At 69.8% G+C, this 19,744-nt stretch carries 18 protein-coding genes; 5 read left to right on the plus strand and 13 right to left on the minus strand.

Annotated features, from left to right (window positions below; all coding sequences use genetic code 11):
* Positions 1-10 precede the first annotated feature (10 nt).
* The 3 genes from ABT294_RS05385 to ABT294_RS05395 all read right to left on the minus strand — a co-directional run bounded on the left by ABT294_RS05385 (position 11) and on the right by ABT294_RS05395 (position 2,538).
* On the minus strand, positions 11-361 hold the full coding sequence (locus ABT294_RS05385; RefSeq protein WP_350803720.1) for a cupin domain-containing protein: 351 nt from the start codon (positions 359-361) through the stop codon (positions 11-13).
* Positions 362-365: 4 nt separating this feature from the next.
* Positions 366-965, minus strand: a complete 600-nt coding sequence (locus ABT294_RS05390) for an AMIN-like domain-containing (lipo)protein (RefSeq protein ID WP_350803721.1) — start codon at positions 963-965, stop codon at positions 366-368.
* Between the two features lie 139 nt (positions 966-1,104).
* Positions 1,105-2,538, minus strand: coding sequence for an MFS transporter (locus ABT294_RS05395; RefSeq protein ID WP_350803723.1), 1,434 nt, complete (start codon positions 2,536-2,538; stop codon positions 1,105-1,107).
* A gap of 60 nt (positions 2,539-2,598) precedes the next feature.
* On the opposite strand from ABT294_RS05395, the gene ABT294_RS05400 reads away from it, so the two are divergent.
* Positions 2,599-2,985, plus strand: coding sequence for a MarR family winged helix-turn-helix transcriptional regulator (locus tag ABT294_RS05400; protein WP_350803726.1), 387 nt, complete (start codon positions 2,599-2,601; stop codon positions 2,983-2,985).
* A gap of 66 nt (positions 2,986-3,051) precedes the next feature.
* Here ABT294_RS05400 and ABT294_RS05405 read toward each other — a convergent pair whose 3' ends face one another.
* From ABT294_RS05405 to ABT294_RS05430, 6 genes are all read right to left on the minus strand, one after another.
* Positions 3,052-4,326 (minus strand): thymidine phosphorylase, encoded by a 1,275-nt coding sequence (locus ABT294_RS05405; protein ID WP_350803728.1) that lies wholly within the window; start codon positions 4,324-4,326, stop codon positions 3,052-3,054.
* A complete protein-coding gene (locus ABT294_RS05410; protein WP_350803729.1) occupies positions 4,326-4,730 on the minus strand; it encodes a cytidine deaminase in 405 nt (134 codons plus the stop codon). Before ABT294_RS05410 ends, ABT294_RS05405 begins: the two co-directional genes overlap by 1 nt.
* On the minus strand, positions 4,727-6,022 hold the full coding sequence (locus ABT294_RS05415; RefSeq protein ID WP_350803731.1) for an ABC transporter permease: 1,296 nt from the start codon (positions 6,020-6,022) through the stop codon (positions 4,727-4,729). Before ABT294_RS05415 ends, ABT294_RS05410 begins: the two co-directional genes overlap by 4 nt.
* The gene (locus ABT294_RS05420; RefSeq protein ID WP_350803733.1) at positions 6,019-7,158 is read right to left on the minus strand and encodes an ABC transporter permease; all 1,140 of its coding nucleotides are present in this window, start codon (positions 7,156-7,158) and stop codon (positions 6,019-6,021) included. The genes ABT294_RS05415 and ABT294_RS05420 overlap by 4 nt, the downstream gene beginning before the upstream one ends.
* Positions 7,158-8,765: an ABC transporter ATP-binding protein gene (locus tag ABT294_RS05425; protein ID WP_350803735.1), complete on the minus strand. Its 1,608-nt coding sequence runs from the start codon at positions 8,763-8,765 to the stop codon at positions 7,158-7,160. Before ABT294_RS05425 ends, ABT294_RS05420 begins: the two co-directional genes overlap by 1 nt.
* An 81-nt stretch (positions 8,766-8,846) precedes the next feature.
* Positions 8,847-9,920, minus strand: coding sequence for a BMP family lipoprotein (locus tag ABT294_RS05430; RefSeq protein WP_350803736.1), 1,074 nt, complete (start codon positions 9,918-9,920; stop codon positions 8,847-8,849).
* Between the two features lie 292 nt (positions 9,921-10,212).
* On the opposite strand from ABT294_RS05430, the gene ABT294_RS05435 reads away from it, so the two are divergent.
* Positions 10,213-12,102, plus strand: coding sequence for a Xaa-Pro dipeptidyl-peptidase (locus tag ABT294_RS05435; RefSeq protein WP_350803737.1), 1,890 nt, complete (start codon positions 10,213-10,215; stop codon positions 12,100-12,102).
* 15 nt (positions 12,103-12,117) lie between these two features.
* Here ABT294_RS05435 and ABT294_RS05440 read toward each other — a convergent pair whose 3' ends face one another.
* Positions 12,118-13,341, minus strand: coding sequence for a M20 family metallopeptidase (locus tag ABT294_RS05440; RefSeq protein ID WP_350803738.1), 1,224 nt, complete (start codon positions 13,339-13,341; stop codon positions 12,118-12,120).
* Between the two features lie 508 nt (positions 13,342-13,849).
* Here ABT294_RS05440 and ABT294_RS05445 point away from each other — a divergent pair.
* Positions 13,850-15,214: a peptide ligase PGM1-related protein gene (locus tag ABT294_RS05445; RefSeq protein ID WP_350803739.1), complete on the plus strand. Its 1,365-nt coding sequence runs from the start codon at positions 13,850-13,852 to the stop codon at positions 15,212-15,214.
* Here the strand turns inward: ABT294_RS05445 and ABT294_RS05450 are convergent.
* Positions 15,174-15,383 carry an SCO4848 family membrane protein gene (locus ABT294_RS05450; protein WP_350803740.1) on the minus strand — a complete coding sequence of 70 codons (210 nt, stop codon included), beginning with the start codon at positions 15,381-15,383 and terminating at the stop codon, positions 15,174-15,176. The genes ABT294_RS05445 and ABT294_RS05450 overlap by 41 nt on opposite strands.
* An 83-nt stretch (positions 15,384-15,466) precedes the next feature.
* Here ABT294_RS05450 and ABT294_RS05455 point away from each other — a divergent pair, with 83 nt between their 5' ends.
* Entirely contained in the window at positions 15,467-16,561 is a 1,095-nt protein-coding gene (locus ABT294_RS05455) for a D-alanyl-D-alanine carboxypeptidase family protein (protein ID WP_350803969.1), read from the plus strand.
* Here the strand turns inward: ABT294_RS05455 and ABT294_RS05460 are convergent.
* Entirely contained in the window at positions 16,550-17,485 is a 936-nt protein-coding gene (locus tag ABT294_RS05460) for a YihY/virulence factor BrkB family protein (protein ID WP_350803741.1), read from the minus strand. The genes ABT294_RS05455 and ABT294_RS05460 overlap by 12 nt on opposite strands.
* Before the next feature lie 107 nt (positions 17,486-17,592).
* On the minus strand, positions 17,593-18,873 hold the full coding sequence (locus ABT294_RS05465) for an amidohydrolase family protein (RefSeq protein ID WP_350803742.1): 1,281 nt from the start codon (positions 18,871-18,873) through the stop codon (positions 17,593-17,595).
* Positions 18,874-18,934: 61 nt separating this feature from the next.
* On the opposite strand from ABT294_RS05465, the gene ABT294_RS05470 reads away from it, so the two are divergent.
* The gene (locus ABT294_RS05470; RefSeq protein WP_350803743.1) at positions 18,935-19,441 is read left to right on the plus strand and encodes a MarR family winged helix-turn-helix transcriptional regulator; all 507 of its coding nucleotides are present in this window, start codon (positions 18,935-18,937) and stop codon (positions 19,439-19,441) included.
* Positions 19,442-19,744: the final 303 nt, after the last annotated feature.

Genomic DNA, 19,744 nt, shown 5'->3' on the forward strand with positions numbered 1-19,744 from the left:
CGCGCCGGGGTCAGTCGCGACGGGCCAGGTCAGGGGAGAAGGCGGGAAGGCAGACGGCGACGTACTCGGCGCCCTCGGGGCCGGTGCTGTAACGGACCGTCTCGCCCGGCTCGCTGACCAACGACTCGCCCGCCGAGACCTTCGTGGTGCCGCCCGCGTGCTCGACCAGGACCGTGCCCTTGAGCACCACCGTGTACTCGGTGAACTCGGGGGTCTGGGGCGGTTCCGACCAGCCTGGCGGCGCCACCATGTGGGCGATCGAGATCGCCTCGTCGCCGCTGTTCACGCGGCCGATGTGCTCGTCGATGAGCTTGCCGCCCGGTACCGGGATTCTCGTCGGGCCTTCGATCTTTCTCACCACGACGTCAGTGTGCCACGTCCACGACGAGCCGGTTCGGGGAGGTCTGCTGATCGAGGCGGTACCCGGCGCGATGGTCGAGGACCAGGCCGATGCCGACCCTGCCCTCGAAGTCGCCGGTCTTGACCACGGCGCGGACGTTGCCGAGGTCGGTCTGGAAGATCGGGCCGCCCTCCCAGGTGGGGGCGCCCTTGTCGGTGTGGGCTTGGGCGCGGTTGAGGGCGATCTCGAGGTAGGCGCCGCCCTTGACGTCCAGGCGGTCGCCCGAGCCGTCCTGGACGAGTTCCTTGACCCAGGTGGCCTTGTAGCCGGGGGGATCGCCCTCGAAGTCCACCACGATCCGGTCGAACCCGTCGCGGGCCTCCCAGTTGACCGCTTTCACCAGGGCGGGCTCGCCCGTGCCGCCCATGTCGACGTCGACCTCGGACGTGCTCGTCGGCGGCGGGTCGTCGGTACTGGTCGGGGTGGGGGTGGGCGACGGAGGCGAGACCGCCGCGCTGCCGGTGGGCGTGACGTTGCCACAGGCGGACAGGACGGCCAGGAGTGCGAGCCCGGCGACCGCACGGGCGAACCCCTGGACGGTCCCCGGTGCGGGTGACGGGCGCATATCCCGATGATGCCCCACCGCCGTCCCCGCAAGCGGGCTTTCCGTGGATCACCGCAAGCCTTTCCCCGGATCAGGGAGTTCGCAGACCAGGGGCCCCGCGCGAGCACGCGCGAGGCCCCAGACAGCCATGGACGGGCGGTCAGACCGTCTCGTAGACCTTGACCTCCTCCTCGACCGCCGCCGCCTTGCGGAAGCGCAGTCCCGTCGCGGAGATCGCGACGCCGACCAGGGCCAGCACCAGCGACACGACGATCGCCGCGCGCAGCGTCCCGATCGAGATCGCGCCGCCCGAGCCGGAGGTGAGCACCGCGGTGACCACGGCCAGCACGATCGCGCCGCCCACCTGGCCGGAGGTGTTGAGCAGGCCGGAGGCCAGACCCTGCTCGTCGTCGTCCACGCCGTTGGTGGCCTGGATGTTGAGCGACGGGAACGACAGCGCGAACGCGATGCCCAGCAGGATCATGCCGGGGATGACCATGCCGCCCAGGCTCGGGGTCTCGTCGATGCCGAGGAAGATGGCGTAGCCTCCGGCCAGCGCGGCGGCCCCGATGACGATCAGCTTGCCGGTGCCGAACCTGTCGGCGAAGTCGCCCATCTTGGTGCTGGTGACGGCCACGAGCACGCCGGCGGGCAGGAACGCGAGCGCGGTGCCGAGAGCCGACCAGTGCAGCAGGTTCTGGAAGTACTGCATGGCGACGAACTGGAAGGCCACGTACGAGCCCATCAGGATGAGCAGCCCCAGGTTGGCCCGGACGATCGAGCCGGAGCGCAGGATGCCGAGCCGGACCAGCGGGTGCTTCATCCTGAGCTCGGCGAAGATGAACAGGCCGAGCAGCGCGGCGGTGACCACGAGCGAGCCGATCGTGCGCAGCGAGGCCCAGCCGACCTCGGGCGCCTGCACCACGGTGTAGACGAGCAGCAGCATCGAGGCGGTGATCAGCACGGCGCCGACCAGGTCGTGACCGCCCTCGGCGCGCTCCTCCTCGCCGCGCGGCAGCACCTTGAGCGCGGCGAGCAGCGCGATGATCGCGACCGGCACCGGCATCAGCAGCGTCCAGCGCCACCCCAGCTCGGTCAGCAGGCCGGACAGCACCAATCCCAGCGAGTAGCCGCTGGCGCCGCAGGCGGTGAAGATGCTCAACGCCTTGTTGCGCGCGGGGCCTTCGGGGAAGGTCGTGGTGATGATCGACAAGGCGGCGGGCGCGGTGAAGGCCGCTCCCACGCCCTTCACAAAGCGGGCGGCGATGAGCAACGCGCCGTCGTCCACCAGGCCGCCGAGCAGTGACGCGACGGCGAAGACGCCCAGCGCGACCAGGAACACCCTGCGCCGCCCGAGCAGGTCGGCGGTCCTGCCGCCGAGCAGCAGGAGACCGCCGTAGCCGAGCACGTAACCGCTGACAACCCATTGCAAGGAGGAAGTAGAGAGCCCCAGATCACGCTGGATGGAAGGCAGTGCCACACCGACCATCGAGACATCGAGGGCATCAAGGAAGATCACTGCACAGAGCACGGCGAGCGCGCCCCAACGAGATGAGGAAGAGGACATGGACCCGAACACTACATGCATCCGCATCTAATGCAAACGCATTTAATTCCGTTGCATGAGATTTATCGGGATGGTAACCTCCGCGACATGGACGATGAGTTCGTGGTCGAGACCTGGCATTACGTCCTGGCCAAGCACGCCAAGGCGATGTGTGCGCTGGAGCGCGAGCTCGGCGACAGACATGGCCTCGGGCCCAGCGAGTTCGAGGTGCTCGACCGCATCGTCCACCACGACAGGAAGCTGCGCGTCCAGGAGCTCTGCGACGAGGTCCACCTGAGCCAGAGCGCGCTCTCCCGCGTGGTGGCGCGCCTGGAGAAGGCCGCGCTGGTCTCGCGCGGCGTCTGCGACTCCGACCGGCGCGGCGTGTTCGTCTGCATCACCGACGAGGGCCGCGCCAGGCACGCGGAGGCACTGCCGACGCAGCGCGCCGTGCTGGCCGAGATCTTCTCCGCCTCCCCCGTGCCCATCGCCTGACCTCCCGCCGAACGCCGGGAGGCGGGCGATCGCGTGCAGGAGGACCGGCGAGCGTACCGGCCGGCGTCAGGCGGTGACGCGCTCGATGACCAGGGGCAGGAGGTCCTGGCTCGCGGGGCCGACCAGGTAGCCGCCCGCCAGCGCCTCCAGAGCGCGGTCGAAGCGGGCCGTCTCGTCCGCGTGCAGGGTCATGAGCGGCTGCCCCTCGCGGACGAGGTCGCCCGGCTTGGCGTGCAGGGTGATGCCCGCGCCGAAAGACACCGGGTCCTCCTTGCGGGCCCTGCCCGCCCCGAGCCGCCAGGCGGCGAGGCCGACCGCGTAGGCGTCGAGGCTGGTCAGCACGCCCGATGAGGGGGCTTCGACGGTCATCGTCTCGGCGGCCCTGGGCAGCAGGGCGTCGGGGTCGCCGCCCTGGGCGGTGATCATGCGGCGCCAGTGGTCCATCGCCGAGCCGTCCTTCAGGGCCTGCTCGGGGTCCTTGCCCGCGATGCCGGCGGCGTCGAGCATCTCCCTCGCCAGCCGCACCGTCAGCTCCACCACGTCGGACGGCCCGCCGCCCGCCAGGACCTCGACCGACTCCTCGACCTCCAGCGCGTTGCCCACGGCCCGGCCGAGCGGCCGGTCCATCGCGGTGAGCAGCGCGACCGTGCGGACGCCCGCGTCGGTGCCCAGCGCGACCATGGTCTCGGCCAGTTCGCGGGCCAGTTCCGGGGTCTTCATGAACGCGCCGGAGCCGACCTTGACGTCCAGCACCAGCGAGCCCGTGCCCTCGGCGATCTTCTTGGACATGATCGAGGACGCGATCAGCGGGATCGACTCGACCGTGCCCGTCACGTCGCGCAGCGCGTACAGCTTCTTGTCGGCGGGGGCCAGGCCGGAGCCGGCCGCGCAGATGACCGCGCCCGCCGAGCGCAGCACGTCCAGCATCTCGGCGTTGGACAGCGAGGCCCGCCAGCCGGGGATCGACTCGAGCTTGTCGAGCGTGCCGCCGGTGTGCCCGAGCCCGCGCCCCGACAGCTGCGGGACGTAGGCGCCGCACGCCGCCACCAGCGGCGCGAGCGGCAGCGTGATCTTGTCGCCGACGCCGCCGGTGGAGTGCTTGTCGGCGGTGGGACGGTCCAGGACGGACCAGTCCATGCGCTCGCCCGAGCGGATCATGGCCTGGGTCCAGCCGGCGATCTCGCGCCGGTTCATCCCGTTCAGCAGGATCGCCATGGCCAGCGAGGACATCTGCTCGTCAGCCACGTCACCGCGGGTGTAGGCGTCGATGACCCAGTCGATCTGGGCGGCCGTCAGCTCACCACCGTCGCGCTTGGCGACGATGACCTCGATCGCGTCCATCACGCCATCCTGGACAGGTCGTGGGGGCCGAACGCGTACGGCAGGATCTCGGCCATCCGCTTCGGCCCGTCGACGGTCTCCACCAACAGGTCGTTACCGCCGAACTCGAACAGGAGCTGGCGGCATCGCCCGCACGGCATCAGCAGCTCGCCGTGCCCGTCGACGCAGGTGAAGGCCACCAGCCTGCCACCGCCCGACGCCTGCAGCGCGGAGACCAGCCCGCACTCGGCGCACAGGCCGATGCCGTAGGAGGCGTTCTCGACGTTGCAGCCGGTGACGATCCGGCCGTCGTCGACCAGCGCCGCCGCCCCGACGGGGAACTTCGAGTACGGCGCGTACGCGTGGTGCATGGCCTCGTCGGCCTCGGCCCTGAGCGCGTCCCAGTTGACTTTGTGGCTGCTCAATGCTGTTCCCCCCGGCGGTAGCGCACGCCGTCGGCCTTGGGCATCCGCAGGCGCTGCGAGGCGACCAGGAGCACCAACAGCGTCAGCACGTGCGGCGTGATGAAGACGAACTCGTTCGGCAGCTTGTCGACGGTCATCCAGAGCCAGACGAGCAGGACGGCTCCCACCGCCGCCCCGGCGAGCAGCGTGTACTCCCGGGCTCCCCTGGCCACGATCTCGGCAGGCTGGTTGGACGCCAGCATGCCACGGAGCCGGGCGCCGACGTAGAGCACGAGCAGCGCCGCGCCGAACAGGAAGAACGAGGTGACGGCGCCGGAGCTGCGCAGTTGCAGGCCGTCGGCGTAGCCGAACAGCGCCGCGCCCGCGGCCAGCCCGCCGGGCCGCCAGTTACCGAAGATCATCGCGGCCAGGCCGATGAAGCCGCGCCCGGCCGTCTGACCCTCGACGTACTTGGTGGTGACGAAGACCAGGAACACGCCGCCGAGCCCGGCGAACGCGCCGGAGATGACGACGGCCAGGTACTTGATCAGGTAGACGTTCACACCGAGCGACTCGGCCGCCCACGGGTTCTCGCCCGCCGAGCGCAGCCGCAGGCCGAAGGCCGTGTGCCAGAGCACGAAGAACGTCAGCGGCAGCAACAGCACGGCCAGGATCACCAGCGCGTTGACCTCGTGCGTGAGCCCGCGCAGGATGCCCGCCAGGTCGGAGAGCAGGAACCAGTGCGTGTTCTCCAGGCTGCCGAGCCAGTCGGGCCCTGAGGACAGCAGAGGCAGGCTGACCTCGGGCGCCTGGGACGACAGCGCGGGCGAGGTGGTGATGCCGGCCCCGGCCTTGGCCGCGCCCGTGCCCTCCTTGTAGAGGACCTCCGACAGGAAGCGCGTGACGCCCGGCCCGAGCAGGTTGATGGCGACGCCGCTGATGATGTGGTCGACGCCGAAGGTAACGGTCGCCACCGCGTGGATCAGCCCGCCGAGCGCCCCGGCGACCAACCCGGCGAGCAGCGCCGCCGCCCAGCCCCACTGGTATCCGGCCCATCCGGCGAACCAGGTGCCGAGCACCATCATGCCTTCGAGGCCGATGTTGACCACGCCGGCCCGCTCCGCCCAGAGCCCGCCGAGCCCGGCCAGCCCGATCGGCACGGCGAGCAGCAGCGCCGCGGCGAAGGTGCCGGAGGAGGTGATGTCGTCCTGCCCGGACACGATCCGCACCAGCGACATCAGCAGGATGAGCACGGCGGCGCCGATGAGGCCCAGGTGGTACTTGCTGACCCGGGTAGTCGCTACGACGCTCATGCCGCCACCTCAACGGGAGTGTTCCTGCCGAGCTGCTGCGCGGCCCGCCGTTCCTCGCGCCGCAGCGCGACCCTGCTCGTGATCTCATTGGCGACGACCACCAGCAGGACGATCGTCCCCTGCATGATCATGATGACCGACGGGGGCACGCTGGCGAACTGCAGCGGCCCCTGGGCGCGGTCGAGGAAGCCGAACAGCAGCGCGGCGACCGCGATGCCGGCCGGCCTGTTACGGCCGAGCAGCGCGACCGCGATGCCGAGGAAGCCCAGGCCGGGGGTGAAGTTGGAGCCGAAGGAGTGCTTGTCTCCGAGGATCTCCGGCAGCCCGATCAGCCCGGCGATCGCGCCGGACAGCACCATCGCGGAGATGACCATCTTCTTCGGGTTGACGCCCGACGCCAGCGCCGCGGACGCGTTCAGCCCGCTGGCCTTGACGTCGAAGCCGAACCGGGTGCGCTCGAGCACCAGCCAGAGCAGCAGGCCGAGGACGACCGCCACGAGCAGGAAGCCCCAGAGCCCGCCGCCGCGCGGCGCGGGCAGCCCGAACATCTCGAAGATCCAGTTGAGGTTGGGGAACCAGGCCGACTGCGGCAGCACCGGCGTGTTGGTCGTGAGCGTGCCGGAGGCGCGCTCACCGGTGAACGGCCCGCGCACGAGGAAGGCCGCCAGGTTGATCGCGATGTAGTTCAGCATGATCGTGGAGATGACCTCGTTCACCCCCCTGCCGACCTTCATCACCGCGGGGATCAACGCGTAGAGGCCGCCGACGGCCATCGCGACCACGATGATCACCAGGATCTGGATCGGCGCGGGCGCCGTGAACTGCGCGCCGACGTAGGCCGCGCAGATGGCCGCGATCCGGTACTGGCCCTCGACGCCGATGTTGAAGAGGTTCATCCGGAACCCGACCGCCACCGCCAGGCCCGCGATGTACAGCGGCACGGCCCTGTTCAGCATGGTCGTGATGCCGTTGACGACCGAACGGGGAGTTTCGCCGAAGTCGAAGAAGGCGGCGAACGCGGCCTCGGGGCTGGCCCCCGCGGCGATGATCGCCACGCTGGAGATCAGGATGGCCAGCACGATCGCGGCCACGGCGCCTGCGACGGTCAGCAGCGCCCGATAGAGCCCTGCGGGCATCACGTCTCCTCAGTGCCGGTGATGGCGCCGGTCATGTAGCCGCCCAGCCGCTCGGGCGTCACGGCGGACGGGTCGAGCCGGGCGACGAGCCGCCCGCGGTAGATCACGTGCAGCGTGTCGGACAGGCCGATCAGCTCGTCGAGGTCCGCCGAGATCAGCAGCACGGCCAGCCCGGCGGCCCTGGCGTTACGCAGGTGGTCCCAGATGGCCGCCTGGGCGCCGACGTCCACGCCGCGGGTGGGGTGCGCGGCGATGAGGAACTTCGGCTCGCCGCTCATCTCGCGGCCCACGATCAGCTTCTGCTGGTTGCCGCCCGACAGGGCCAGGGCCAGCGTGTCGACGCTGGGCGTGCGCACGTCGTACTCCTTGACGATGCGCTCGGTGTCGGCTCTGGACGCCCGCCTGTTGACCCAGATGCCGCTGCGGGCGGGCCGTCTGGTCTGGTGGCCGAGCACCCGGTTCTCCCACAGGGACGCTTCCAGCAGCAGCCCCTGCCGGTGCCGGTCCTCCGGGATGTAACCGATGCCCGACTCGCGGCGTTTCAAGGTGGACCAGGAGCTGATGTCGGCCTCGCCGAGCGTGATCTCGCCGTGGGCGGGACGCATGCCCATGATCGCCTCGATCAGCTCCGACTGCCCGTTGCCCTCGACTCCGGCGATGCCGAGGATCTCGCCCTTGTGGATGTTGAACGAGACGCCGTCGAGCAGCAGCCGCCTGCCGTCCTCGCGCAGCTTGTCGACGTAGACCTGCATGGACGTGCCCTTGGGGACGGGACGGTACCCGTCGGCCTCCATGGTGAGGCCGGACACCCGCAACGCGACCGTCTCGGTGACCGTGGACTCGCGGGTCTCCGGGGTGGGCAGCTCGCTGCCGACCATCAGCTCGGCGAGCTGGCGGGCGGTGACCTCGGTCGGGTCGACGCTGGCGACGGTGGTGCCGCGGCGGATCACGGTGATCGCGTCGGCGATGCTGAGCACCTCGTCGAGCTTGTGCGAGATGAAGATGACGGTCAGGCCGTCGGCCTTGAGCTCGCGCAGGTTGTCGAAGAGCTCGTCGACCTCCTGCGGCACGAGCACCGCGGTGGGCTCGTCGAGGATCAGGATGCGCGCGCCGCGGTAGAGCACCTTGAGGATCTCGACCCGCTGCCTGTCGCCGACGCCGAGGTCCTCGACCAGCCGGTCGGGATCGACGCTCAGGCCGTGACCGGCCGCGAGCTGGGCGATGCGGGCGCGGGCCTGGGCGGTGTCGAGGGTGCCGGCCCGCTTCGGCTCTGCGCCGAGGACGATGTTCTCCAGCACGGTGAAGTTGTCGGCCAGCATGAAGTGCTGGTGGACCATGCCGATGCCCGCGCCGATCGCGTCGCTGGGCGTGCGGAAGCTGACTTCTTCGCCGTTGATCCTGATCGTGCCCTCGTCCGGCTTCTGCATGCCGTAGAGGATCTTCATCAGGGTGGACTTGCCCGCGCCGTTCTCTCCCACGATCGCGTGCACCGTGCCGGGTTCGACGGTGATGCGGATGTCGTGGTTGGCCACCACGCCGGGGAAGCGTTTGGTGATGCCCTCCAGCTCGACGGCGGGTTGCACCGCGGCGAGGGTTTCCGAGCTCATGCGGTCTCCTTGAGCCGGGTGGATAGACCGAAGGCCCGGGGATTAGGCCCCCCGGGCCCTCGCTTGACGTTCCTACCCAGGTTACGGCTTGGACGGAACCGTGATTTTGCCGTCGACGATGTCCTTCTTGACCGCGTCGAGCTTGTCCTTGAGGTCGTCGATCTCGCCACCGGTGGTGGCCAGGCCGACACCGTCGACCTTGAGGTCGTAGACGGTGTTGCTGCCGCCCTTCGCGCCGCCCTGGAAGGCCTTGATGAACTCGAACACGCCGACGTCCACGCGCTTGAGCATCGAGGTCATGATGACGGGCTGCAGGTCGGTCTCCTTGACCGTCTGACGCTGGTCGGAGTCGACGCCGATGGCCTTCTTCTTGGCCGCGGCCGCCGCCTGGAACACGCCGAGGCCGGAGTCGCCGGCGGCGTGGTAGACGATCTCCGCGCCGTCCTGGAACATCTTCTCGGCCGCGACCTTGCCCTTGTCGGGGGCCTTGAAGCCGCTGAAGTCGCCGTCGGGGGTGAGGTACTTGATGTCGATCTTGGCGTCCTTCTTGACCGACTTCACGCCGGCCACGAAGCCCGCCTCGAACTTCTTGATCAGGTCGTTCTCGACGCCGCCGACGAAGCCGACGTGACCGCTCTTGGCCTTGGTCGCCGCGGCGACGCCCGCCAGGTAGGAGCCCTGCTCCTCGGCGAACTGCAGGCCGGTGACGTTCGGCGCGTTGGAGGCGGAGTCGACGACCGCGAACTGGATCTCGGGGTACTCCAGGGCCGTCTTCTTGATGTCGTCGCCGTAGGCGAAGCCGACGCCGATGATCGGGTTGTAGCCGGCGTCGGCGAGCTGGCGCAGGAGTTCGCCGCGGTTGGAGCCGTCAGCGGCGGGGCTCAGGTCCTTGATGTCCGCGCCCAGCTCGGTCTTGGCCTTCTCCAGGCCGACGTAGGCGGCGTCGTTGAACGACTTGTCACCGCGCCCGCCGACGTCGAACGCGAGACCGACCTTCAGCGCGCCCGCCTTGGACGCCTCGCTGCTCGCTCCCGATGTGGGCTGGGCGCCAGCCGTGCTGTCGCCCCCGCTGCTGCCACCACAGGCCGCGGCCGCCATGAGCATGACGCCGGCGACAGAGCCGATCGCCATCCTGCCGAATCGCTTGCTGAGCAAGGCGACTCCCTTCCATTTCCCCGCCGCCGAACTTCATCGCGGGCGCGAAGAAACGTACGGCACCTGCACGGAAGATAGTTGCTTGACCAGGGCAGACCAAACCGGCACACAAGGTCGCAACCGGTCCGTTATCGACATCAGTCGCGTCTGTGACCTGCGGACAGAATGGCACCCCCCGGCCGGGCCCTCTCATTTTTACCGTAACTTGACGCGGGTCAAGGGCTTGCCGTGCGGCCGATCTTGACGGAGATTTTCGATCATAGATGGAAGTCCGTCTGCCACGGGAGCCCTGATGCGTGCTCGGAAGGTTCTGGCGGTGCCGCTGGCCGCGGTGCTCGTCCTGGCGATGGGCGCCGCGCCCGCCACGGCCGGCCCACCGGAGACCCCACCGGCGATCAAGGTCGAGGGGAACGCCACCCAACCGGTCTTCTCCCGCGCCGACGCCATCAAGCAGACCGTGTTCGTGGAGGTCGCCGGCACCGACAGCGACAGCGACGGCAGCCCCGACCGGGTGGCCGTGGACATCCTGCGTCCCAAGGAGACCGACCAGGGTCTGAAGGTTCCCGTGATCATGGAGGCCAGCCCGTACTACGCGGGCGGCAACGACGTCCCCAACCACGTGGTGGACGTGGACGACGACGGCAACCCGCTGCCCTCGCTGTGGGCGCGGGCGAACAAGCTCGCCGCCGAGCCGTTCGACGGCTACTACGACAACTACTTCCTGCCGCGCGGCTACGCGATCGCGCTGGTGGAGAACCTGGGCAGCGGGCGTGCCACGGGCTGCCCGACGACCGGCGACCGCAACGAGACGGCCGGCCCGAAGGCCGCGATCGACTGGCTGAACGGCCGGGCCAGGGCCTTCACCGCCGGCGAGCCGGTGTCGGCGTCCTGGTCGACCGGCAAGGTCGGCATGATCGGCGTCTCCTACAACGGGACCCTGCCCAACGCGGTCGCCTCGACCGGGGTCAAGGGGCTGGAGACGATCGTCCCGATCGCCGCGATCTCGTCCTGGTACGACTACTACCGGGCCAACGGCGGCGTCGTCGCGCCCGGCGGCTTCCAGGGCGAGGACACGGACGTGCTGGCCAAGTACGTCCTCACCCGGGCCGACGGGCAGCGGGTCTGCGGCCCCGTGATGGAGCACCTGACGGCGGCGCAGGACCGGATCACCGGCGACTACAGCCGCTTCTGGGACGTCCGCAACTACCTCAACGACGTCGGCAAGGTCAGGGCCAGCGTCTTCCTGGTGCACGGGCTCAACGACTGGAACGTCAAGACCAAGCAGTTCGCCCAGTGGTGGGAGGCCCTGGCCAAGCGGCACATCCCGCGCAAGATCTGGCTGCACCAGGGCACCCACATGAGCCCCTTCAACCTCAGGACGGTCGAGTGGCTCCGTCAGCTGCACGGCTGGTTCGACTACTGGCTGTACGGGATCGACAGCGGCATCATGCGCGAACCGCAGGCGGACGTGGAGATCGGCCCCGGCGACTGGGGCCGGTACGCCTCGTGGCCGCTTCCCGGCGCCACCCCTGTCAGGCTCCGGCTCGGCCAGAACTCCGAGCTGGGCCCGCTCACCCGCCCGTGGCCGGGCCGCGAGTCGTTCGTCGACCAGAAGGACCGCACGGCCGAGCAGCTGGTCGAGTCGGCCCCCGCGCCCGATCCCAACCGCCTGGCCTACCTGACGTCCGAGCTGCCGGCGGACGTCCGGATCTCGGGCACCCCCGAGGTCTCGGTCAGGGCCTCCTTCAGCGGCGGCTCCTCGCCGTACCTCACGGCCCTGCTGGTGGACTACGGCGAGGACGTCCGCCCTGACGGGTCGCTGGTGCCGACCGGCGAAACGCTCTGCTACGGCCAGGGGGTCCCCGGCGACACGGGCTGCACGGCGCTGCGCAGGCTGGGAACCGCCACCACGCCGTACAAGATCGTCTCCAGGGGCTGGCTGGACGTCCGCAACCGCGCCGGCATGGACCGCACGCAACCGCTGCGCCCCGGCAAGGAGTACACCTTCACCTGGGACTTCCAGCCCAAGGACTACCTGTTCAAGCAGGGACACCGGATCGGCCTGGTGATCATCTCGACGGACCGCGACTACACGCTGCGCTACCCGCCGGGCACCAGGGTCGAGCTCTCGCCCGGCCGCTCGTCGCTGACCCTGCCGGTGGTCGCGGGCAGGGTCACCTGACGCTCAGGCCAGCACTCAGGCCAGCGTGGTGAGGGGATCGACGACGCGGCCGGCCTCCCAGAGCGCGGTGAGGGCGGTCGCGGCCATCATCCGCACGCCCATCCCGATCGCGCCCTCGTCGACGTCGAAGGTGCCCTGGTGGATGTCGTAGGTGACGCCGCCGGGCGACCGCGTGCCCAGCCGGGCGAAGGCTCCCGGGATCGACTCCAGGTACCAGGCGAAGTCCTCGCCGCCGAGGGACTGCTGCGTCGGCACCACGGCGGACGCCCCCAGGGCGCGCTCGGCCGACGCGGCCAGCATCTCCACGCTCACCTCGTCGTTGACGACCGGCGGCACCCCGCGGGTGTAGTCCATGGTCGCCTCGATGCCGTAGGCGCCGGCGACCGACTCGAGCAGCGCCTTGATCAGGTCGGGGGCGGCGTGCCAGGCGTTCTCGTCCAGGCAGCGGACGGTGCCCTCGGCCACGCCGTCGTCGGGGATGGCGTTGGCGGCCGAGCCCGCCTCGACCTTGCCCCAGACCAGGCTGAGCGAGGAGCGCGGGTCGACCCGGCGGGAGAGCGCGGCGGGCAGCTCGGTGAGGACCTTGGCGAGGGCGAAGACGAGGTCGGCGGTCAGGTGCGGCCTGGCCGTGTGGCCGCCGGGGCCGGAGACGCGGACGACCAGCTTGTCGCAGGCCGAGGTGATCGGGCCGGACTTGAGACCGATCTGGCCGACGTCGACGCGCGGGTCGCAGTGCAGGCCGAAGATGCGGTCGACGCCGCTGATGCCGCCGTGCGCCATGACCTCGAGCGCGCCGCCGGGCAGCTCTTCCGCGGGCTGGAAGATGAGCCGGACGCGCCCGGGAAGCAGCCCCGCGGCGGCCTGCTGGGCGAGGAAGAGCGAGGTGCCGAGCAGGACGGTGGTGTGCACGTCGTGGCCGCACGCGTGGCAGACGCCCGTGACGGTCGAACGGTATGAAACGTCCTTCTCGTCCTGCAGGGGCAGCGCGTCGATGTCTGCGCGCAGCGCCACGGTCGGGCCGTCGCCGCTGCCCACGTCGCACACCAGCCCGGTGCCGCGCGGGAGCACGGAAGGCGTGAGGCCGGCGGCGATGAGCCGCTCGGCGATGCGCTGGGTCGTGCGGTACTCGGCGAAGGCCAGCTCTGGGTGCATGTGCAGGTCGCGACGGAACGCCACCAGATTCTGCTCGTTCTCCGCCAGGAACGCGTCGAGTTCCCCCCGCAGCTCACGGCCCCGCATCAGTCACCATCCCGTCACGTGCCGTGCGACCCCTCGGCCCAACGTCGCCCGGCTCAGTCTGCGCTGTCTTACATCCATGTTTCGCACTGCGGTAGCTGTCCGGTCAGGGCAGTCACCCGGGCAATCAAAGGCTGCACCCGTGGGTTTCGGTGCCAGTGATCGTCAGAACGGGAGACCGCGGCGAGGGTGGCCGTGAGCCCGATGGCGATGCATCGACTTTATCGCTCCCGTGACGGTTCCCGCCGACAACTACCCCAAAAGTTCACTGACGGCATGACCGTAACCTCAGGTCGTTACGGTAAGTGAGCGTCTACCTGACCCCGAAATAGTCACAAGGGATCATTAGATGGTGACCCGTTGTCGCCACTTCCAAACGTGGTCGGCGATTCCGAATCCTGTCACCTTCCGTCATGGCCATCACACTACGACGATGGCTGTTTCTGCGAAGAATGCGTGTTTCACTCGCTATATGATCACTAATATCCCGTTCGGGGAGAAGCATGCGAGATTGAGCATCTTCGAGCCGGGCGAGGGGACCCTGGTGGTCGTGCCCTCGCTCTCCCTGCCGCAGGACGAGCTCCGCCGCATCACGGGGGCAAGATGCTACGAGGAGCGTCTGCTGTTCCTCCTGTTCACGCTCCGCGATCCCCGCGTCAAGGTGGTCTACCTCTCCTCCGCGCCCGTCGATCCGGACATCGTCGCGTACTACCTGAGCTTCCTCCCCGACCCGTCCGGGGCCGCGGACCGGCTCCGGCTCATCAGCCTCGACGACCCCGTCTCACAGCCGCTGACCAGGACCCTGCTCTCGCGTCCCGACGCGATCGAGCGCCTTCGCCAGGCCGTCGACGGCGACGCCTGGCTGGTCCCGTTCGTCCTGAGCGAGCTGGAGGAGGAACTCGCGGCTCTGCTCGGCATCCCGCTCTACGGCCCGGCCACGTCGCTGGCCTACTACGGCTCCAAGAGCGGCTCGCGCGAGGTCGGCCTGGAAGCGGGCGTGCCGATGGCCCGCGGCTTCGGCGACCTGCGCTCGGCCGCCGAGATCGAGGACGCGATGGAGGCGCTGCCGGGCGAACGGGTGATCGTCAAGCTCAACGACGGCTACTCCGGACTGGGCAACGCGATCGTCACGAAGAGCGACCGGTCCCGGACGAGCTTCTCCGCGGAGGGCGAGACCTGGGAGACCTTCACCGCCAAGATCGTCGAGCGGGGGGCCGTGGCCGAGGAGTTCATCGAGCACCAGCCGCTCTACTTCCCGAGCGCGCTGGCCCGCATCACGCCCGGCGGCGACCACGACGTCCTGGCCACCCACGACCAGGTGCTCGGCGGCGCCAACAAGGACGTCTACCAGGGGTGCTCGTTCCCCGCCGCGTCGCGGTACCGGGCCGAGGTGCAGGAGTCCGCCTCCGGGATCGCCCGCGTCCTGGCCGAGCGCGGCGTGGTGGGGCTGTTCGGCATGGACTTCTTCGCGATGAAGACCGACGCCGGCTACGCCGCCCTGCTCTGCGAGATCAATCTGCGGATCGGCGGCACCACCCACCCGTTCGGCGCGGCGCTGCTGACCACCGGCGCCACCTACGACCACGGCACCGGCCTGCTCATGGTGGGCGAGCAGCCCAAGTACTACACCGCGACCGACAACTGCGCCGCCCGCTGCCTGCGCGGCCGCTCCCCCGGCGAGGTCGTGCGGACGGTCGAGAGGCTCGGGCTCGGCTTCGACCACGGCCGCCGCACCGGCAACGTCTTCCACCTGCTCGGCGCGATCCCCGAGCACGGCAAGCTCGGTTTCACCACGATCGGCGACTCCCGTGAGGAGGCCGACGAGCTCCACCGGATCACCCGCCGGGCGCTCTGCGGAACCCCTTCCAGCCGATGACGGCCAGCACGACGGCGAGCACCAGATTGACCGCGATCAGAACTCCGTGCACCACGTAGAAGGCCGTCGGATGACCGTCTGCCAGGTTGAATGCCAACATCACCCACTCGAAGACCATGAACGCGCCGAGGGCAACGAGGAATCCAGCGATCTTTCGTGACATTGCCATCTCTCTAGTGTCCAAGGTGGATCTTCAGGGGATGTGTCGCCACATGGGCATTGACACAAAGCTACGCTGAGACCGCCATGTGGATGAAACCGGTGCCTGTCACGGCACTCCTCGCGGCGGTCACGCTCACCGCACCCGCGCACGCCTCGACCACCGCACCTATCGGGGGCGACGCGTTGGGCAGCCGCGGCCTGGTGAAGCCCGACGGCGTCGAGGCGCCGCCGAAGACACAGGCCACCTCTTTCGTGATCGCGGACGTCGAGACCGGGCAGGTGCTCGCGGCCAAGGACGCCCACGGGCGCTACCTGCCGGCCAGCACGCTCAAGACGCTGACGGCGCTCACGCTCATCCCCAAACTCGACAAGAACCTCAAGGTCAGGCCGAGCGCGAACGCGTGCAACCAGGAAGGCACCGCGGTCGGCCTGTCGCCCAAGGTCACCTACAAGGTGGACGACCTGTTCAGGGCGCTGATGATGTCCTCGGCCAACGACGCGGCGATGGCGCTGGCCGAGACGAACGGCGGCGTGCCCAAGACCATGCGGGACATGAACGCCGAGGCCAAGCGCCTGCAGGCGAACGACACCGTGGCCAAGACACCCAGCGGCCTGGACAAACCCGGCCAGAGCAGCTCGGCCTACGACCTGGCGCTCATCGCGCGGGCCGGCCTGGCCAATCCCGCCTTCCGGCGATATATCAGCACGAAGGTCGCCAAGTTCCCGGCGCCGAAGAGCTACTACGAGATCAGCAACCACAACAAGCTGCTCTGGCGCTACAAGGGCATGATCGGCGTCAAGAACGGCTGGACGTCCAAGGCCCTGGGCAGCTTCGTCGGCGCCGCCACACGCGACGGCCACACCATCATGGTCACGATCATGCGGCACGACGGCTACTTCTGGGACGAGGTCGCCAAGCTGCTCGACTGGGGCTTCCAGGTCAGAGGCCATGTCCCGCCCGTGGGCCAGCTGGTGGACCCGATCCCGGCCGTGCGTCCGACACCGCGGCAGGTCGCCGCGTCGCCCGCGCCGGGAGTGGCGTCCAAGGCGCCGATGGTGAACACGGCGTCCAGGCAGACCGACACCACCCGCAAGATCGGCGCGGGCGTGATCGGCGGAGCGCTGCTGTTCGGCGTGGTCTGGCTGGGCTTCGGCATCCGCCGCAGGCGCAGGTCACGCGCGTGAGCCGCCGTTGGACGGGATGGGCGAGGGCACAGGGGGCGGGCTGAGCCCGGCCGTGGACGTCCAGGCTGCCACGTACAGGACGAGCCTGGCCGACAGGTTGATCCACAGCAGCAGGCCCACGATGACGGCGAACGCGCCGTAGACCGGGTTGCTCAGCGTCGCGCCCAGCAGCAGCCCGGCGAGCTGCTTGAGCAGCCCGAACCCGATCGCCCCGAGCAACGCCCCCCGGGCGATGACCCGGAAGGGCTGGGTGGGACGCCCCACCCAGCCCAGCAGGATCAGGAACATCAGCCAGTCGGCCGCCAGGCTCGCCAGAAGGCCTCCGGCGAAGAGCCCGCCCTTGTTGAACGGCGTGGCGTCCAGGTGGAGGAAGCGCACCAGGAACGTCGTCGCCTGCGTGGCGAAGCCGGTGACCAGGGCCGACGCGAGCATCGTCAGCCCCAGGAGGACGAGCGAGGCGAGGTCGCGCAGCTTGCCGAGGAAGAAGTTGAGCGGCGGCGTCGTGGTCATCGAGATCTCGCGCAACGCGCCGCGCAACGCGTCCATCGCGCCGAGCCCGGCGTAGAGCAGACCGAGCAGGCCGATGATCCCGGCGGTCTGCTTGGCCTGCGCGATGCTCGTGAGGTCGAGCTGGGAGGTGAGGCCCGGCAACTGCTTGGCGATCGCCGCGTTCAGGGCGTTCAGCGCCTTCTCGTTGTTGGACAGGACGTAGCCGAACACCGCGAAGGCCAGCGCCACCAGCGGGAAGAACGACAGGAACGCGAAGTATGTGACGGCGCCCGCCAGCCGGTCACCGGTGTTCACCTGGTACCGCTGGACGGTCCTGATCAGGTGGTCGATCGAGGGACGGCGGACCCGCCAGTGCTCCACGAGGCGGCGCCCCCGGGCCTTCACGGCCTCGATCCGCTCCGTCAGGCTTGCCATCGCTGCCGCACGGCCCCCTTTCCGGCTCGATCAGAGGAATCTTCCCCCCACAAGCCGGACAAGTCTGCCGTTTCCGTGATCCCGGGGAAAGCCCGGGATCCGGCGGTTCAGGAGGACGCGGCGGTCACCCTGGCGGCCGACTCCGTCAGCGACTCCAGCACGGCGGTCACGTCGTGGTGCAGCAGCCTGCCGTCGCGCTTGACCACCCGTCCGGCGACCAGGACCGTGTCGACGGCGTCGGTGCCCGCGTTGAGCACCACCGCGCCGATCGGGTCCTGCGCGGCGGCCATGCCGAGCGTGTCGGTGCGGAGCAGGACGACGTCCGCCTGCTTACCGGGACGCAGCGACCCGGTGACGTCGCCGAGCCCGACCACCTCCGCGCCCTCGATCGTGGCCATGCGCAGCACGTCGCGGGTGGTGAACCCGAGCCCGTCACCGCCGGGACGCCCGCGCTCCATCGCGAACGCGGCCCGCATCAGGCTGAACATGTCGCCCGGAGCGCAGCTCACGGTGTCGACGCTGAGCGAGGTGGGGATCCCGGCGGCCCGCGCCCGGCCGCTGACCGGGTACCCGATGCCCAGCGTCATCTCGTCGATCGGCGACACCGACACGCTGCCGCCGGTGTCGGCGATGAGCTTGAGGTGGTCGTCGGCGTAGTGGTTGGCGTGCACGTACGTCGTGGGCGTGCTGAGCAGGCCGTTGTCGCGCAGGAACGCGAGCCCTCGGGCGGCGCTCTCCTGGCTCTGCCCGCCCAGGTGCACGGTCACGGGCAGGTCGAGGTCGCGGGCGAGCCGCCACTCGTCCAGCGCGTGCTCCTCGCCGACGATCTCCGGCCCGAGGGCCGCGACCGCCATGCTGACCAGCCCAGGCGTCCCGAAGTACGTGTCGTGCACCCGGCGCCCCTCCTCGACCAGGCCCTCCGGGGCCCCGCCGTGGCAGAACCCGAAGACCGACCTGATGCCGGACTCGCGCAGCGCCCGGACGGCCTGCTCGGTGTGCGCGGGCGTGAACTGCACGTGCGACCAGTCGAGCAGGGTGGTGATGCCCGCGTCGAGGCACTCCAGGGCCCCGGCGAGGTTGCCCGCGTAGACGTCCTCGGGACGGTAGCCGGGCGCCAGCTCGCCCAGGATGCGCTGCAGATATCCCTGGAAGGTCATGTCGGGCGCGACGGCCCGGATGCCGGCCTGCCAGGTGTGCCGGTGGCTGTCGACGAAGCCGGGCATCACGATCATCCCGGACGCGTCGATCACCTCGGCTCCCGGCACGTCGGGCAGCCCCGGCCCCACTTCGGCGATCTTCCCGTCCTCGATCCGCACGTCGGCCGTGCCGACCACCACGGGCTGCGGCTCGGTGTCGACGACGATCCCGTTTCTGATCAAAATTGTCATGCCGAAAAGCTTAGCTAGAAGCTTTTGGAAAAGCAATTTACCTGGAAGTATCCTCGAACACATGAAGCACGATGAGGTAGACGCCATGGTCCCCCGCTGGCAGGCCTCGGGGCTGTCGTCGTCCCTCATCGCCAGCCTCGAGCTCAGCAAGCGCACCGCCCGCCTCAACGCGCTCTTCGAAGCCGCCGTCAAAGCCGAAATCACCGACCTCGGCCTCACCTACGCCGAGTTCGACGTCCTGGCCGCCCTCGCGCGCACTCCCGAACCGCACCGGATGAAGCCCAGCGAGCTGTCCAAAGCCCTCTTCCTGACCTCGGGCGGCACGAGCAACGTCCTCCAACGCCTCACGGCGGCGGGGTACGTCGAACGCGCGGCCAACCCGGGCGACGCCCGCAGCCGCTGGGTCCAGCTCACCGCCGAGGGCCTCCGCATCGCCACCGCCGCCCTCAACGTCGCGGGCAAGGCCCACGACGAGGTCATGGCCGGGGTCCCGGAAGCCACCATCAGGCAGGCAGCCGACGCCCTCCGAGAACTCCTCCTGGTGGTGGGCAGACGCCGCGTCCGCTAACAAAGCGCAGCGCACACGAGCCCGCCGCTAGCCTTCGTTCGCCGTCCACACCCCGGAGATGGGCAGGCAGGCGAGCCCGTCGCCGAAGCTCAGGGATTCCGGCCCGCAGTAGAGGACGAACCCCGCCCGCATCCGATTGCCCAGCCTGCGCCGCAGGAGCCGCAGCCCGCGGAAGTCCGGCGTCAGCGACGCTCCCGCCCGTCAGATAGCCGGCCAGGCCGGAGTCAGCGAAGATCACCTTGGGGGTGGCGACAGCTCGGTGGTGGCGTTCGCGGACCAGGCAGACACCAGGGCCGCGACGAT

The sequence above is a fragment of the Nonomuraea sp. NPDC000554 genome, assembly GCF_040300065.1.
Lineage (GTDB): Bacteria > Actinomycetota > Actinomycetes > Streptosporangiales > Streptosporangiaceae > Nonomuraea.

Coding starts and splice junctions, on each gene's coding strand:
- ABT294_RS05390 (WP_350803721.1), bottom strand. CDS start 965: ATGCGCCCGTCACCCGCACCGGGGACCGTCCAGGGGTTCGCCCGTGCG.
- ABT294_RS05395 (WP_350803723.1), bottom strand. CDS start 2,538: ATGCGGATGCATGTAGTGTTCGGGTCCATGTCCTCTTCCTCATCTCGT.
- ABT294_RS05400 (WP_350803726.1), top strand. CDS start 2,599: ATGGACGATGAGTTCGTGGTCGAGACCTGGCATTACGTCCTGGCCAAG.
- ABT294_RS05405 (WP_350803728.1), bottom strand. CDS start 4,326: ATGGACGCGATCGAGGTCATCGTCGCCAAGCGCGACGGTGGTGAGCTG.
- ABT294_RS05415 (WP_350803731.1), bottom strand. CDS start 6,022: ATGAGCGTCGTAGCGACTACCCGGGTCAGCAAGTACCACCTGGGCCTC.
- ABT294_RS05420 (WP_350803733.1), bottom strand. CDS start 7,158: ATGCCCGCAGGGCTCTATCGGGCGCTGCTGACCGTCGCAGGCGCCGTG.
- ABT294_RS05425 (WP_350803735.1), bottom strand. CDS start 8,765: ATGAGCTCGGAAACCCTCGCCGCGGTGCAACCCGCCGTCGAGCTGGAG.
- ABT294_RS05435 (WP_350803737.1), top strand. CDS start 10,213: ATGCGTGCTCGGAAGGTTCTGGCGGTGCCGCTGGCCGCGGTGCTCGTC.
- ABT294_RS05440 (WP_350803738.1), bottom strand. CDS start 13,341: ATGCGGGGCCGTGAGCTGCGGGGGGAACTCGACGCGTTCCTGGCGGAG.
- ABT294_RS05450 (WP_350803740.1), bottom strand. CDS start 15,383: ATGGCAATGTCACGAAAGATCGCTGGATTCCTCGTTGCCCTCGGCGCG.
- ABT294_RS05455 (WP_350803969.1), top strand. CDS start 15,467: ATGAAACCGGTGCCTGTCACGGCACTCCTCGCGGCGGTCACGCTCACC.
- ABT294_RS05460 (WP_350803741.1), bottom strand. CDS start 17,485: ATGGCAAGCCTGACGGAGCGGATCGAGGCCGTGAAGGCCCGGGGGCGC.
- ABT294_RS05465 (WP_350803742.1), bottom strand. CDS start 18,873: ATGACAATTTTGATCAGAAACGGGATCGTCGTCGACACCGAGCCGCAG.
- ABT294_RS05470 (WP_350803743.1), top strand. CDS start 18,935: ATGAAGCACGATGAGGTAGACGCCATGGTCCCCCGCTGGCAGGCCTCG.